The 14479-nt window shown below is 61.8% G+C and carries 13 protein-coding genes; 6 read left to right on the forward strand and 7 right to left on the reverse strand.

The window, feature by feature from the left end; genetic code table 11:
- Positions 1 to 88 precede the first annotated feature (88 nt).
- The 3 genes from KGA97_RS10995 to KGA97_RS29450 are packed head-to-tail and all read right to left on the reverse strand — an operon-like array spanning position 89 to position 2111.
- Entirely contained in the window at positions 89 to 727 is a 639-nt protein-coding gene (locus KGA97_RS10995; protein WP_192227438.1) for a response regulator transcription factor, read from the reverse strand.
- Positions 724 to 1986, reverse strand: a complete 1263-nt coding sequence (locus KGA97_RS11000; RefSeq protein ID WP_223480768.1) for a histidine kinase — start codon at positions 1984 to 1986, stop codon at positions 724 to 726. Before KGA97_RS11000 ends, KGA97_RS10995 begins: the two co-directional genes overlap by 4 nt.
- 2 nt (positions 1987 to 1988) lie before the next feature.
- On the reverse strand, positions 1989 to 2111 hold the full coding sequence (locus KGA97_RS29450) for a hypothetical protein (RefSeq protein WP_008024888.1): 123 nt from the start codon (positions 2109 to 2111) through the stop codon (positions 1989 to 1991).
- Between the two features lie 157 nt (positions 2112 to 2268).
- Here KGA97_RS29450 and KGA97_RS11005 point away from each other — a divergent pair, with 157 nt between their 5' ends.
- The 6 genes from KGA97_RS11005 to KGA97_RS11030 all read left to right on the forward strand — a co-directional run bounded on the left by KGA97_RS11005 (position 2269) and on the right by KGA97_RS11030 (position 7469).
- Complete coding sequence (locus KGA97_RS11005) at positions 2269 to 3453, forward strand: ABC transporter substrate-binding protein (protein WP_223480769.1); 1185 nt, start codon at positions 2269 to 2271, stop codon at positions 3451 to 3453.
- Positions 3454 to 3482: 29 nt separating this feature from the next.
- Positions 3483 to 4442 (forward strand): YVTN family beta-propeller repeat protein, encoded by a 960-nt coding sequence (locus KGA97_RS11010; protein WP_223480770.1) that lies wholly within the window; start codon positions 3483 to 3485, stop codon positions 4440 to 4442.
- Positions 4439 to 5170: an ABC transporter ATP-binding protein gene (locus KGA97_RS11015; protein ID WP_192416564.1), complete on the forward strand. Its 732-nt coding sequence runs from the start codon at positions 4439 to 4441 to the stop codon at positions 5168 to 5170. The genes KGA97_RS11010 and KGA97_RS11015 overlap by 4 nt, the downstream gene beginning before the upstream one ends.
- Positions 5167 to 5958, forward strand: coding sequence for an ABC transporter permease (locus KGA97_RS11020; protein WP_223480771.1), 792 nt, complete (start codon positions 5167 to 5169; stop codon positions 5956 to 5958). Before KGA97_RS11015 ends, KGA97_RS11020 begins: the two co-directional genes overlap by 4 nt.
- A gap of 231 nt (positions 5959 to 6189) precedes the next feature.
- Positions 6190 to 6747 (forward strand): PQQ-dependent catabolism-associated CXXCW motif protein, encoded by a 558-nt coding sequence (locus tag KGA97_RS11025; RefSeq protein WP_223480772.1) that lies wholly within the window; start codon positions 6190 to 6192, stop codon positions 6745 to 6747.
- 56 nt (positions 6748 to 6803) lie between these two features.
- Positions 6804 to 7469, forward strand: a complete 666-nt coding sequence (locus tag KGA97_RS11030; RefSeq protein ID WP_008024898.1) for a response regulator transcription factor — start codon at positions 6804 to 6806, stop codon at positions 7467 to 7469.
- 321 nt (positions 7470 to 7790) lie between these two features.
- Here KGA97_RS11030 and nahK read toward each other — a convergent pair whose 3' ends face one another.
- The 4 genes from nahK to KGA97_RS11050 form a co-directional block, all read right to left on the reverse strand.
- Positions 7791 to 10424 carry a hybrid sensor histidine kinase/response regulator NahK/ErcS' gene (gene nahK, locus KGA97_RS11035; RefSeq protein ID WP_223480773.1) on the reverse strand — a complete coding sequence of 878 codons (2634 nt, stop codon included), beginning with the start codon at positions 10422 to 10424 and terminating at the stop codon, positions 7791 to 7793.
- Positions 10354 to 11517, reverse strand: coding sequence for a nitric oxide-sensing protein NosP (nosP, locus tag KGA97_RS11040; RefSeq protein ID WP_008024902.1), 1164 nt, complete (start codon positions 11515 to 11517; stop codon positions 10354 to 10356). Before nosP ends, nahK begins: the two co-directional genes overlap by 71 nt.
- A gap of 757 nt (positions 11518 to 12274) precedes the next feature.
- Positions 12275 to 13459, reverse strand: coding sequence for a porin (locus KGA97_RS11045; protein WP_008040029.1), 1185 nt, complete (start codon positions 13457 to 13459; stop codon positions 12275 to 12277).
- A gap of 175 nt (positions 13460 to 13634) precedes the next feature.
- Positions 13635 to 14441, reverse strand: coding sequence for a sulfite exporter TauE/SafE family protein (locus KGA97_RS11050; protein WP_008034065.1), 807 nt, complete (start codon positions 14439 to 14441; stop codon positions 13635 to 13637).
- Positions 14442 to 14479 lie beyond the last annotated feature (38 nt).

A 14479-nucleotide genomic window follows, 5' to 3' on the forward strand; every position in this document is an offset into this window, starting at 1 on the left:
ATAGCGGTGGGTCAGGCACCATTGATGTCGACTGATCCACCGCTATCGCCAGCAAGCCGGCTCCTACAAGGGGAATGTGTGAGTTCAGCTACCCCGCCTTGCGCACCACCCCCATATCAATCCCCAGATGCACCAGCTCGGCATGGGAGCTCACCTGCAATTTGCTCTTGAGCAACGTCAGGTGATTGGAGACGGTCTTGCTGCTGATGCTCAGCTGTTCGGCAATCACACGGGCCGGGGTGCCTTTGGCGAGCATCACGAAAATCTCCAGCTCGCGCTGGGTCATGCTCTGCAAACGCGGGTCGCTGGCGTCCTGTTGCGGGTGACACGCCAGTTGAGTGGCCAGGGGCTGTTCGATGTAGGCGTGGCCCGCGAGAATCCGCCGCACCGCCTCGATCAGCACTTCGGGCGCCGAGCTTTTGGTCAGGTAACCCGAAGCGCCCGCCTCCAGTGCCTGGCGCACCAGCGGCAGCTCATCGTGCATGCTGAAAAACAGCACGCGCAGCTGCGGCAGACGCTGTCGCAACCGGCGCGTGGTTTCCAGCCCGCTGATCCCCGGCAGGCCGAAATCCATGATCACCAGATTCGGCACTGCCTCCTGAACCCTGATCAGCGCTTCTTCACCCGTCGCGGCTTCACGCACTTCCATCGCCGGCAGCAACGCGCGCAACAAACTCGCGTAGCCCTGACGGACTACCGCATGGTCATCCACCAGCAGAATATTCATGACGCCTCCAAAGGCATGCTCAAGGCCAGCGCCCAACCGGCGCCGGGGTGGCTGATGATGCGTAACTCACCGCCCAGACTGCGGGCGCGCTCGAACATCGAATACAAACCGACACCCGGCCGCTGTGGCTGGCGGGCGCCGCATCCGTTGTCACGAATCAATAAGCGCAAGTGGCCGCCGCAGTGTTGCAGGCGAACCCGCACCTGGCTTGCATCGGCGTGGCGAGCGACGTTGGTCAAGGCTTCCTGCAACAGGCGGTAGAGATGGGTCTTGTCCGGCGCAGACAATGGCGGCAACGAAGCGCTGACGCGCAACTGACAATCGACACCCTGTCGGCCTTGCCACTGCTCCACCAACAACGCGAAAGCCTCGGCCAACGGCAGGTGTTGCAACACCACCGGATAGAGGTCGTGCACCAGCGCTCTGAATCCTTGTTGCAGGTGCTCGCAGTTGTGTTCCAGCTCACGCACCGTGCGCTCCACGGTGTCCGGCTGATCGGCGACCAGGCGCAACAGACAGGCCTGCGCGCGAATCCCCGCCAGGTATTGACCGAGGTCGTCGTGCAGGGTCTGCGCCAGATGAGTGCGTTCCTGTTCCTGCACCGCCAGCAAGGTCTGGGTCAGTTGCGTGTTGTCGGCGCGCGCCTGTTCCAGTGCCTCGGTCATGCGATTGAAGTGCACCGCCAGTTGCCGCGCTTCCGGCAGCCCTTGCGCGCGCAGTCGCACCTTGAGCTGGCCGCCGGAAACCTGCCGCAATGCGCGCAGCAACTCATCGAGCAGGCCCATGCCCCGGCTCACGGCCCAGCGAATGGTCAACAGACTCAACAACAACGCCAGGCCACACAGGCTCAGTAATTGCTGGAGGGAATCCCAGACTTCATCGATTTCATCCCGTGGATCGACCGCAATCAGCACACGCCGGCCATCCTGCAGATCCAGCTCCCGCACGCTGTGCCGGGACTCGGCAAACAGCAATCGCCCGAGCCAGGCGTCGAGCCCGTCCTGCATTGGCGGTTGTGCCGCTTCGCCCGGTTCGAGCCAGCGCACCCGCACGTGACGCAGACTTTGCGTCAACCGTGGTTGCAGACTGGCGGGATCGCGCGCGGCGGTTTCGCTCAAGTACTCGACCACCGCCTCGGCGGATTGCAGCTCTCGCTCCACATCCGCCAGCGCCTGGTGCACCAGCAAGCCCATGCACGCCAACGTGACCAGCGCGAAAAATCCGCAGACCCAGAGGTTGATCCGCCACAGGGCCGACACGCCTAGCGCCCCGGTGTCGCAGGCATCACCAGCAGCGACGCAGGGCGCGGGCCGTGGAGCTTGTCGACGCCAATCAGACTCAGGATCAGCAACAACGGCAGGAGCAGCGCCTTGAGAATACGCATGGTCGATCTCCTTCAGAGTGATGGCCGTTGTTGCCCATGCTAAAACCGCGCCGCCCTCGACGAGTTACTACCTTGGTACTGCCTCACTGGTACTTTCTGCATATTTCATCCCGTCCTCAGGCTTCCTATGCTGGCGCTACCCGTGATGGAGTGCCTTATGCGCCAGCTTGCCCCTTACGCCCTGATCTACCTGTTGGCGATTGCCTGCGCCGCCGGGCTGGCGACGCAAAGTCAGGCGGCCGATGCACCGCTGCAAGTGCAGATCGGTTACCTGGGTTATCGCCCCGACCCGGGGCCCTTGCTGTCGAACATCATTCCCGAGCCCGTCGATGCCGGCCTGCTTGGCGCCGAACTGGCGATCACCGACAGCAACAGCACCGGGCGCTTTCTCAATCACAGTTACAGCCTGGCCAACGCCAACGTCGACAACCCGCAGGCCTTGCTCGATGCGGCCAAGGCGCAACACGCGCAAGGCCTGCGCCTGTTTGTGGTGAACGCACCGGTGGCCAGCCTGCGGCAACTCAGCGCCGCCCTGCCCGACAGTTTGCTGATCAACGCCGGCAGCCCGGATGACAGCCTGCGCACCACCGATTGCCTGCCGAACGTGCTGCACACGCTGCCGAGCCGGGCGATGCTCGCTGATGCCTTGGCGCAGTTTCTGGTGGTGCGCAAATGGCAACGGGCGCTGCTGATTGTCGGCCCGACCGTCGACGATCAAGCCTATGCCGCCGCCCTGCGCCGCGCGGCAAAACGCTTCGGCGTGCAACTGGTGGCGGAAAAAGCCTGGAGTTTCGATAACGATCAACGCCGCAGCGCCCAGGCCGACATGCCGCTGTTCACCCAGACCGCCGAGTACGACGTGGTACTGGTGGCCGATGAACGCGGTGACTTCGGCGAATACGTGCCCTACCAGACCTGGTATCCGCGCCCGGTGGCCGGCACTCAAGGCCTGACCCCGGTGGGCTGGCACAAGACCGTGGAAACCTACGGCGCCGCCCAATTGCAGAAACGCTTCGAAGCCATGGCCGGACGCTGGATGAACGACCGCGACTTTGCCGCGTGGATGGCCGTGCGCAGCATCGCCAGCGCGGTGAGCAAACTGCGTCAGACCGATCCGATGGCGATCCGCAACCTGGAAATCAGCGACCAACTGCCGCTCGATGGCTTCAAGGGTCGCAAGCTCAGTTATCGCCCGTGGAACGGCCAGTTGCGCCAGCCGATCCCCATCGTGCAGCCGCGGGCGCTGGTCAGCACCTCGCCACAGGACGGCTTTCTGCACCCCTTCAACGAAATGGACAGCCTCGGTTACGACAAGCCCGAGGTCAGCTGCCGCTTTCCCTGATCTTCCACAACAACAATAAGGAATCCGCCATGCGCCGCACCCTGCTTTCATGCGCCCTGTTGCTCGCTGCCGGGCACGCCGCGGCCAGCACCGCCTGGGTCTCCAACGAAAAAGACAACAGCCTCAGCCTGATCGACATGCAGACCCTGCAAGTCACCGACACCCTGCCCGTCGGCCAGCGCCCGCGCGGTCTGTTGCTGTCCCACGACAACAAGCTGCTGTACATCTGCGCCAGCGATTCGGACCGGGTGCAGGTGATGGACGTGGCAACGCGCAAGATCATCAAGGAACTGCCTTCGGGCAAGGACCCCGAGCAATTCGCCCTGCACCCGAACAATCGCTGGCTCTACGTTTCCAACGAGGACGATGCGCTGGTGACGGTGATCGACACCGAAACCTCCAAGGTGCTGAGCCAGATCAACGTCGGCGTCGAGCCCGAAGGCATGGCCGTCAGCCCGGACGGCAAATGGGCGGTGAACACCAGCGAAACCACCAACATGCTGCACTGGATCGACACCGGCACCCAGACCCTGGCCGACAGCACGCTGGTGGATCAGCGCCCGCGTTTTGTCGAGTTCGCGCCCGACGGCAAACAGTTGTGGGCCTCGGCGGAAATCGGCGGCACCGTGACCATTCTTGACACCGCCACCCGGCAGGTCCTCAAGACCCTGACCTTCCAGATCAAGGGCGTGCACCCGGACAAGGTGCAACCGGTGGGCATCAAACTCAGCGCCGACGGCAAGTACGGTTTCGTCGCGCTGGGCCCGGCCAACCATGTCGCGGTGATCGATGCCAAAACCTTCGAAATCCTCGATTACCTGCTGGTCGGCCGCCGCGTGTGGCAGATGGCGTTTACCCCGGATCAGAAGCAATTGCTGGCCACCAATGGCGTCAGCGGCGATGTGTCGGTGATTGATGTCGACAGCCTCAAAGTGAGCAAGTCGGTGAAGGTCGGGCGCTATCCGTGGGGCGTGGTGGTGACGCCATGAACGCACTGGAAGTCAGCGACCTGAGTTTCGCCTACGGTGCGCGGGAGGCGTTGCGCCAAGTGAGTTTCAGCCTGGCGCCCGGTCGTTTTGCGGCGCTGCTGGGACCGAACGGCGCCGGCAAATCGACGCTGATTGCCTTGCTGACCCGGCTGTACGATGTGCAACGCGGTGATATCCGTGTCGGCGCTTGTTCGTTGCGGGATGCGCCACGCCCGGCGCTCAAGCAATTGGGTGTGGTGTTTCAGCAAAGTACCCTGGACCTGGACCTCAGCGTCGAGCAGAACCTGCGCTATCACGCCGCGCTGCACGGAATGTCGCGGCGTGAAACCGCAATTCGGGTCGATGCCGAACTGGCCCGTCAGTCGTTGACCGAACGCCGTCGCGAGCGGGTACGCGAGCTGAATGGCGGTCATCGTCGCCGGGTGGAAATCGCTCGCGCGCTGCTGCATGAGCCACGCCTGTTGCTGCTCGACGAGGCCAGTGTCGGCCTCGATCCGGCCAGTCGTCTGGCGCTCAATCAACACATCCGCAGCCTATGCCGAGAGCACCGCCTCAGCGTGCTCTGGACCACGCACTTGCTGGACGAGGTGCAGCCGAGCGATGACTTGCTGATTCTCCATCAGGGTCGTTTGGTCGCCAGTGGCCAGGCCGATGCGTTGAGCCTGGAACACGGCGGCGACCTCGGTTCGGCCTTCGCTCGCTTGACCACCTCGGGAGCCGTCCAATGAATGCGTATTGGCAATGTTTCAGCGGCATCGTGCTGCGTGAATGGCTGCGTTTCGTGTTGCAGCGCACGCGGTTTCTCAGTGCACTGGTGCGGCCACTGCTGTGGCTGCTGGTGTTCGCCGCCGGTTTTCGCGCGGCACTCGGCATCGCGATCATCGAGCCCTACGACACCTACATTCCGTATGAGGTCTACATCATTCCGGGGCTGGCCTGCATGATCCTGTTGTTCAACGGCATGCAAGGTTCGCTGTCGATGGTCTACGACCGGGAGATGGGCAGCATGCGCGTACTGCTGACCAGCCCCCTGCCCCGCACGTTTCTGCTGTGCAGCAAACTGTTGGCCACGTCGCTGATTTCGCTGTTGCAGGTGTACGCCTTCCTGGCGATTGCCTGGGTGTACGGCGTGCAGCCGCCGGCCATGGGCCTGTTGATCGCCTTGCCGGCGTTGCTGCTGGTGGCGTTGATGCTCAGTGCGTTGGGGTTGTTGCTGTCGAACGCGATCCGCCAACTGGAGAACTTTGCCGGGGTGATGAATTTCGTGATCTTCCCGCTGTTTTTCCTGTCGTCGGCGCTGTACCCGCTGTGGAAGATGCGCGAGTCGAGCGAGTGGTTGTATTGGTTGTGCGCCGTGAACCCGTTTACGCATGCAGTGGAACTGGTGCGGTTTGCCTTGTACGAGCGCTTCAGCCCGTTGGCATTGGCGGTGTGCATCGGCTTGACGCTGCTGTTCTCGCTACTGGCAGTCCTCACCTTCAACCCGCAGCATGCCGCCCTGCGCAAAGCCAACTAACCACCCAAATCCCCCTGTGGGAGCGAGACCGGCTTGCCGGCGATGGCGGAGTGTCAGCCGACATCAATGCCAGATGTGATGGCTTCATCGCGAGCAGGCTCGCTCCCACAATTGGATCTCCATCAAACATGGCAAAATTACTACTTTAGTACTGGTTTTCCTGTCTATCGTCGCATTCCCAACGCACCGCGACTGGCATGTAATGGGTCCATAACTATAAGGACTGAACCCATGCCGCGTGCCCGACGTGTTCTGCTGCGCCCTTCCCTCGCTGTGTTATCGCTGAGCCTGTTGCTGGGCGTCGCACACGCCGAAACACCGCTGTTCTCCGCTGATGGCTACCGCATCGGCCTGTACCGCAGCCCCACGCCGAATCAGGCCGAGGGGGCCACCATCATCGACACCGCCGCCCTGCAAACCCTGCTCACCCAGACGCCTCGCCCGGTGTTGATCGATGTCTATCGCCGCCAATGGCTGCAAGGGCGTTTCATCGAAGACCAGCCCCACGAAAACCTGCCCGGCAGCCACTGGCTGGCCAACACCGGCGACGGCGACCTGACACCCGACTGGCAGGATTACTTCACACGCAATCTGCAAAAATTCACCGCCGGCGATCCCCGGCAACCGCTGGTCTTTTACTGCCGGTCCGATTGCTGGTTGAGCTGGAATGCAGTCAAACGCGCGGCCGCCATGGGCTATAAGACTCTGTATTGGTATCGCGATGGCCTGGATGCCTGGCAAGCGGCGAACCTGCCCGTGACACCCGCCCTGCCCGAACCTTTTCCCTGACCTTTACGCGTGCGTGTTGTTGCCACACCATAATCAAAATAATGAGGTGAAAGGCTATGTACAAAATTCTGATTGCCGACGATCACCCGCTGTTTCGCGAAGCCATTCATAACGTCATCAGCGATGGATTCCCGGGCAGCGAGGTCATGGAAACCGCCGACCTCGACAGCGCCCTGGCGTTGACTCAGGACCACGACGACCTGGACCTGATCCTGCTCGACCTGAACATGCCCGGCATGCACGGCCTCAATGGCCTGATCAACCTGCGCAACGAGGCACCGACCATTCCAGTGGTGATCGTCTCGGCGGAACAGGACAAGCAGATCGTGCTGCAAGCCATCACCTATGGCGCGGTGGGTTTCATCACCAAGTCCTCGCCACGGGTGCAGATGACCGACGCGATCCAGCAGATTCTCAATGGCAACGTCTACCTGCCGCCGGACATCATCCGCACGCAGAAAAGCGGCACCCACCGCCGGATGAACGACACCCCGAGCTTCCCGCCGGAACTGCTCCAGGCCCTGACCCGCAAACAGTTGCTGGTGCTGGAGCGCATGACCAAAGGCGAGTCGAACAAACAGATCGCCTACACCCTGGAAATCGCTGAAACCACGGTCAAGGCCCACGTTTCGGCGATCTTGCGCAAACTCAACGTGCACAATCGGGTGCAGGCGATCCTGAGTGCCGGGGATATTGATTTCGGCTCTTATCTACGGCGTTGAGACCGCGTCGCGCCCATCGCCAGCAAGCCGGCTCCTACAGGAACAACGCAATCCCCTGTAGGAGCCGGCTTGCCGGCGATGAGGCCCTCAGCATCCGCACAAACTTCAGGGCCGGCCGAACAAATCGCCAGCAAGCTGGCTCCTACAGGAACAACGCAATCCCTTGTAGGAGCCGGCTTGCCGGCGATGAGGCCATCAGCACCCGCACAAACTTCAGGGCCGGCCGAACAAATCGCCAGCAAGCTGGCTCCTACAGCAACAACGCAATCCCCTGTAGGAGCCGGCTTGCCGGCGATGAGGCCCTCAACATCAACAAATATCTCAAGGCCTACCGAGCAAATGACTCATCGCCGTCTTCAGCTTCATCGGCCGCACCGGCTTATGCATCAAGGTGTGCCCCAGCTCTCGAATCTGCAATTTGAGCTCATTGCTGTAATTGGCGGTGATCATCATCGCCGGAATGGCTGAGCCGCGCCGGGCGTTGATCCGCGCCACGGCATCCACGCCGTTCTGATCGTCATCCAGGTGGTAATCGGCAATCAGCAAATCCGCCTCGGCGTGATAATTGTCCACTTGCCGCGCCAAATCCTGCTCCGACAGCGCCGTCACCACCAGACAACCCCACCCTTCGAGCAAAGTGCGCATGCCGGCGCAAATCGCCGCATCGTTATCCAGCACCCACACTCGCGCACCACGCAGGCGTTCGAGCATCGGCTCGCTCATCAACAGGCTCGGCAGTGCCTTGGGTGCCGTCGCGCACAACGGCACCTCGACGGAAAACACCGAGCCCTTGCCAGGCCACGAACGCACGTGAATGCGGTGCCCGAGAATCCCGGCAATTTTCTCGACGATTGCCAGCCCCAGCCCCAACCCGCGATCCTGATCCGGACGTTGCACATCACCGCGTTTGAATTCCTGGAAAATCTCTTCCAGACGGTTTTCGGCGATGCCCATGCCACTGTCCCAGACCTCGATCGACAGCCGCTGATGATGCCGCCGGCAACCGAGCACCACGCGGCCGCTGTAGGTGTAGCGAATCGCGTTGCTCAACAGGTTGCGCAGGATCCGCGCAAGCAATTGAATGTCGCTGCGCACCAGCGCCGAACACCCGATGAAATGCAGCTCAAGCCCTTCGCTGCGCGCGACCTGGGTGTACTCGGCGGCGAGGTTTTCCAGCAACTCGCTCAAGGCGAACGGCGCAATGTCGGCCTTGATCACCCCGGCATCGAGTTTGGAAATGTCGACCAGCGTACCGAGCAGATTCTCCACGTCCTCCAGGGAATTGCTGACGTTGCGCACCAGAATCTCGTTGGCCAGCGGCTCCCGGCGTTCGAGCAAGGCGCTGGTAAACAGGCGCGCGGCGTTCAGCGGTTGCAGCAAATCGTGGCTGACGGCGGCAAGAAACTTGGTCTTCGACAGGTTGGCCTGCTCGGCTTCAAGCTTGGCCTCCCGCAGGCGTGATTCAACCCGCCGACGTTCGTCGATCTCGCGCAGCAACTGGTCATTGAGGGTCGTCAGTTCCGCCGTACGTTCGCGCACCCGCAGTTCAAGGTTCTGATAGGCCTGGTGCAACGCCTCGGCCGTGCGGCGGCGCTCGGTGATGTCGCGGATCAACACGAAAATCCCCACCACTTCGCCAGTTACCAGCCGATTGGGCACGTAGGAGCGCAGCATGTAGCGCTCCTGGTTGTTGATATTGGTTTCGGCGAACTCGAACGTCACGCTCTCACCGGCCAACGCCCGTGCCACGTAGGCTTCCAGGCGCTGGTAATGCTGCTCGCTGTGCACTTCGCGCAGGCTTTGCCCGAGCATCACGCCACGCGGCCAGCAGTACCATTCTTCGTAGACCTTGTTGGTGAACTCGTAGACCAGGTCGGCATTGAGGTAGGCGATCAGCGCCGGTACGTGGTCGGTGATCAGGCGAATCCAGCGCTCGCTTTCGCTCAGCGCTTCGGCGTGCTGGTAGCGTTCGGTGATGTCGGTAAAGGTGTTGACGAAGCCGCCGGTGGGCAGCGGATGCGTGCGGATTTCCAGGACCCGGCCATCGTACAGTCGCTGCTCGCATTCCTGCACCGGGCGCCCATTGCCGTCGCGGCTGGCCGGGGTCAGCAGGTTCAACTCGCTGTCGGCGATCACTTCGGCGAACGGTCGATGCGCCGCCACCGGCGCCAGGCCGCTGAGTTCAAGGAAGCGCCGGTTCCACAACTCCAGAATGCCCTCGGCGTTGACCATCGCCACGCCTTGGGACAGGTTGTCCACGGCCCGTTGCAGCAAATGCGATTTCTGCGCCACGGCCTGCTCGCGGCGCACGGTTTCACTGAGTTTGACGTCGGTGATGTCGGTGAACAGGATCACCCGCCCGCCTTCCTGGGTCGGCCGTTCGCTGACTTGCAACCAGCGACCGTCCTGCAAGCGGAACAGCAGGTTCTCGTCGGCCTGCCCGCGCGGTTCTTCGGTGAACAGGCCGGTGGACAGCATCAACCGCTTGACCTCGGCCAAGCGCATGCCGGCGTTGATTCGCACCCGGCTGTTACCCCAGAACGCCTTGAAGCGGCTGTTGAACAGCACGATCCGCTGCTCCGCGTCGAACAATACAAAGGCGTCGGAAATGCTCTCGATGGCGTCGATCAGGTGTTGATGCGCGGTTTCCGCGCGCAGACGCGCGTCGCTGAGCAAATGATTGCCTGACTTCAGTTCGGCCATAGCCTGGTTCAAGGCATCGGTGCGCTCTCGCACCTGTTCGGCCAGCACCACCGAATGCTGGAACGCCGCGTACGGGTCGTTGCCGCGGGTGATGCCGGACTCGATCCGTTCGATCAGCGCACTATTGATGCGCTGCAATTTGTGGTTTTCGTGCCGCAGGCTGGCGACTTGAGCCGCAAGCTCAGCGATGTCCAGGGGAGCGGCCTCGGGCAATGGCAACCCCGGTGAAGGTCTGGTTGATGTGCATGCCATTGAACTGTTCTCCGTAGGTGTTGAAACCCATCACCCGCTGGTCGCGCAAAAACCTGCCGATCTGCTCCAGATTGCCGCCATCTTCCAGTTCCAGGCGCCTGAGAAAACAGTCGCAGCCGATGGTCAACAACAGGTCACCGAGGCGTTCCTGCAAACCGTCGAACAGGGTTTGCAGATTGGGCAGCATCGGGCCGGGCGTCATGACGGTGAGGACGATGCCGTTTTCCACGGCGCAGTAGAAACTCAGGCTCAAGTCCGGGTGCACCTGCTGGATGGCCCGCACGTAATACTGATCGTTGATCCGCACTGCCAGCGGGTGGGCGGCGAAGATCCGGTGATCGAGTTCAGCCACGGGCACGCCGATGTGCCGGGCGTACTCCTCGGCGGCCGGTTCGGCATTCAGTTCGAAGACCCGGCGCGAGGCACTGTCGGCGCCAGTGACCACCAGTTTTTCCGCCCTCGGCAGGATGTGGTGGGTGGTGAAAACTTCGAAGTCGAGCCAGGTATTGACCAGCACCACCACCGCCGCGCCGCTGTGGAACTCGCCGCCGAAGTAAACGTGGGTGTGGGTCAGGTAATTGTCGTCGCCGGCCGAGCCACCGAAATGCGGAATGTCGCCCAACGCCGCGCTCAACGCCGCGAGCACCATTTCTTCACGGCTGGACAAACCATCGAGCAAGGTCAGGGCAAAGCTGTTGCCCTTGATCGGCGCCAGGGTGTTGCTGCGACAACCACTGACCAGACGCTCGACCATTTGCTGGGCGTCGATCAGGCTGAAGCGCTCCATCTCGTCGATCAATTCGGCATCGATGGAAAAATGCCGATGGTCGAAACCCACCGCCGTCACGCAGTTGCGCCCGTAACCCAGCGGGGTGATTTCACCGGCGCTGGTGCAACCGACCAGACGGATACCGCCGAAGCTCTGCTGCAAGGCCTGGCCCAGCGCCTGCAAGTCGTACTCGGCGGAGCAGAAAAACAGCACAAAGCCCAAATGCGGATGCAGCAACTGCCGCGCCAACTCCTGGGCTACCTGCTGGGCATCGGTCGCCTGGGACATCGCACTGACGACCCCGTCGCTCTGAACCTGCTGCATCGTCGCCTCCCGCAGGTGCGCATGTGTGAGGTTGGAGTGTACGAAGGCAGCGGTCGGCGACGTATGCTACTTGGGTAGCGGTCAGGCGCTTCGATGGGATGAGAGTCCCAGCAAACACCACAAAACCTCTAGGAGCCGGCTTGCTGGCGATAGCGGTGGGTCAGGCAACAATGATGGTGACTGACAGTCCGTCATCGCCAGCAAGCCGGCTCCTACAATTCCGCGCCCGGCGTTCCATTGTCTGCCATCACACAAAACCTGTAGGAGCCGGCTTGCTGGCGATAGCGGTAGGTCAGGCAACAATGATGGTGACTGACAGTCCATCATCGCCAGCAAGCCGGCTCCTACAATCCCGTGCCCGGCGCGCCATTTTCTGCCATGACACAAAACCTGTAGGAGCCAGCTTGCTAGCGATAGCGGTGAGTCAGGCAACAATGATGGTGACTGACAGTCCGTCATCGCCGGCAAGCCGGCTCCTACAAATCCGCGCCCGGCGCGCCATTTTCTGCCATGACACAAAACCTGTAGGAGCCAGCTTGCTGGCGATAGCGGTGGGTCAGGCAACAATGATGGTGACTGATGCGCCGCTATCGCCGGCAAGCCGGCTCCTACAAATCCGCGCCCGGCGCGCCATTTTCTGCCATAACACAAAACCTGTAGGAGCCAGCTTGCTGGCGATAGCGGACTGTCAGGCGACAATGATGTTGACTGATACACCGCCATCGCCAGCAAGCCGGCTCCTACAAGGGATTGGGGGTTACCAGGTCAACACCGCCCCCACCGCGAAGGTGTCGGTGTCTTCGTTTTGCGCGCTGGTTTGGTGGCCATTGATTTCGAACTGGTTGTACTCGGCCACCAGCTTCAGGTTGTCATTAACGTCATGGAACAGCGCAATGCCGCGAGTCTCATAGTCCGCGCCGCTGCCCACCACGCCGTTGCCGTCGTCCTTGGTCTTGCCGTAGGACAAGGCCAGGCGGTTTTTGCCCAGCTTGTACGAGCCCTGTAACAGGTAGCCGTCGCTGTCGACATTACGCAACGTCGGTTCGCCAGCGTTGTTGGTGAAGAACGGGTTGATACCCTTGGCCTGAAAGCCCGAACCGGTCAGCGACAAACCGCCCATTTTCGCCTGCACGCCATAACCCAAACCTTTGGAGGTCACGGACTGCACCGTGGAATCGGTGTTGTCCGAGGTCTGGTAGCTGCCATTCACCCAGCTGTAAATCTTCGCCCCGGCGAGGTCGAACTGGTAAGTGATCTCGCTCTCGGTGCGCGGGTTTTCCTGATAGGCCTTGCCGGTTGCGCTGCTGTCGTTGGTGTCCACCGGGTCCATGATCCCGACCGCGACTCGCAGGCCGTCCATCACCGGGGTGCGGTAAGTGATCTGCGACGTCGGGAACGGGTACGGATAGCCGCTGCCGATGTTGCCGAACGACACCCCGCCGCCATCCACCAACCCGAGCGTGTCGCTGACCTGGCCGTAACCGGCCAGCAACTCATCGAGCAGAATGTTGGAACGGGCAAACAGGCCGAAGTCCTTGCCGATCAGCACTTCGCCCCATTCCGGGTTGGCCACCGTGCCGTAGAACTGCCGCACGTCGATGGCGGTGTCGGTGCCGTTGGTTTCGCTGTCGTTGATGGTCACCCAGAACGACGCCCGGGCGCCGAGCTTGAGGTCGTCGACCTGCTTGCCCATGTTGAAGCCCAGGTAGTTGGGCAAAAAGCCCATTTTCACCCGCGCCTGTCGACGGTCGAACTGCTCGCCGGCACGGTCGACATCGCTGTTCACATAGAAGGCGTTGATGTAGCCATCGGTGGAAAACGTGGTCTGGTCCTTGTCGTACAGCATGATTTCGGCTTCGGCCATTGAGCTCAAACCCAGGGCCGACAGGCTGGCGATGAAGGCTGGCAAGTAACGGTGCTTGAAATTCTTATTGTTGTGCATGACGCGCTCCGCAGCGGGGGACTGGATGTCGGAGGCGATTATCGAAAGCGGACCGGCGGCGTCATACGCTGCCTTGGGGGTGGTTTTGAAGTGCTTTGGCGTGGCCGGTGGCGTGCAGCAAGTTCGGTGTAAGACCGGGCCACGACGAGGGCCCGGAACTTAAGGTGTAAGACGCCTAGATGCCGGCCTTGAACAGCATGTAGGCCGCGACCACCACGCAGAGGCTGGCGAAGCCGATCTGCAAGGCCCGGGCCGGGACTCGGGCGCACAGCTGTCGGCCAACAATCATGCCGATGACGCTCGCGACGATGAACGCCACGCCCAGACCATCGATCCGCACCCCGGCATGAAATGCACCGATCACGCCGATGGCAGAAATCAGGCTGATGACCATCAAGGACGTCGCGACGATCCCGCGCATCTGCACATCGGTCAGTTGCTTGAACGCCGGGACAATCAGAAACCCGCCACCGACCCCGAGCAACCCGGAGACCACACCGGTCACCGCGCCAAGTGCCGCCAGGGTTGCGGTGCATTTGGCGGTCCAGGAAAAGCGCCCGGTCTGTTGATCGAGCATGCAGTTTTTCTGGCCCCAGTTGGCGTGGCCGTGATCGCTCGGCCCTTCTTCATGGCGCTCGCGGCGCAGCATCCGCCAGGCCACCATGACCATCAGCAGGCTGAACAGAATCATCAGGATTTTTTCCGGCAGTTGATGGGCAAAGTAGATGCCGACCGGGGAAAAAATCGCCCCCAGCAAGGCGATCAACAACGCTGCGCGATAACGCACCAGGCCATGGCGCAACCCATCGACGGCGCCGACCGCCGCCGCACTGCCCACCGCAAACAATGCAACGGGGGCCGCTTGTGTCATGGTCAAACCCAACCCCAGCACCAGGGCCGGAACCGCAAGAATGCCGCCACCGGCACCGGTCAATCCGAGGACCAGGCCCATGGCCACACCAAAAAAACTTGCCAGCAACATAAAACGCTCGTGATCCGTGAGAAGAGCCGGGAACGCCC

This window comes from Pseudomonas sp. BF-B-15, assembly GCF_019946675.1.
Classification (GTDB): Bacteria; Pseudomonadota; Gammaproteobacteria; order Pseudomonadales; family Pseudomonadaceae; genus Aquipseudomonas; species Aquipseudomonas migulae.

Bases quoted from the DNA above. Each gene is read 5' to 3' on its own strand.
- KGA97_RS10995 (WP_192227438.1), bottom strand. From the start codon at position 727: ATGAATATTCTGCTGGTGGATGACCATGCGGTAGTCCGTCAGGGCTAC.
- KGA97_RS29450 (WP_008024888.1), bottom strand. From the start codon at position 2,111: ATGCGTATTCTCAAGGCGCTGCTCCTGCCGTTGTTGCTGATCCTGAGT.
- KGA97_RS11005 (WP_223480769.1), top strand. From the start codon at position 2,269: ATGCGCCAGCTTGCCCCTTACGCCCTGATCTACCTGTTGGCGATTGCC.
- KGA97_RS11010 (WP_223480770.1), top strand. From the start codon at position 3,483: ATGCGCCGCACCCTGCTTTCATGCGCCCTGTTGCTCGCTGCCGGGCAC.
- KGA97_RS11015 (WP_192416564.1), top strand. From the start codon at position 4,439: ATGAACGCACTGGAAGTCAGCGACCTGAGTTTCGCCTACGGTGCGCGG.
- KGA97_RS11020 (WP_223480771.1), top strand. From the start codon at position 5,167: ATGAATGCGTATTGGCAATGTTTCAGCGGCATCGTGCTGCGTGAATGG.
- KGA97_RS11025 (WP_223480772.1), top strand. From the start codon at position 6,190: ATGCCGCGTGCCCGACGTGTTCTGCTGCGCCCTTCCCTCGCTGTGTTA.
- KGA97_RS11030 (WP_008024898.1), top strand. From the start codon at position 6,804: ATGTACAAAATTCTGATTGCCGACGATCACCCGCTGTTTCGCGAAGCC.
- nahK (WP_223480773.1), bottom strand. From the start codon at position 10,424: ATGGCATGCACATCAACCAGACCTTCACCGGGGTTGCCATTGCCCGAG.
- nosP (WP_008024902.1), bottom strand. From the start codon at position 11,517: ATGCAGCAGGTTCAGAGCGACGGGGTCGTCAGTGCGATGTCCCAGGCG.
- KGA97_RS11045 (WP_008040029.1), bottom strand. From the start codon at position 13,459: ATGCACAACAATAAGAATTTCAAGCACCGTTACTTGCCAGCCTTCATC.
- KGA97_RS11050 (WP_008034065.1), bottom strand. From the start codon at position 14,441: ATGTTGCTGGCAAGTTTTTTTGGTGTGGCCATGGGCCTGGTCCTCGGA.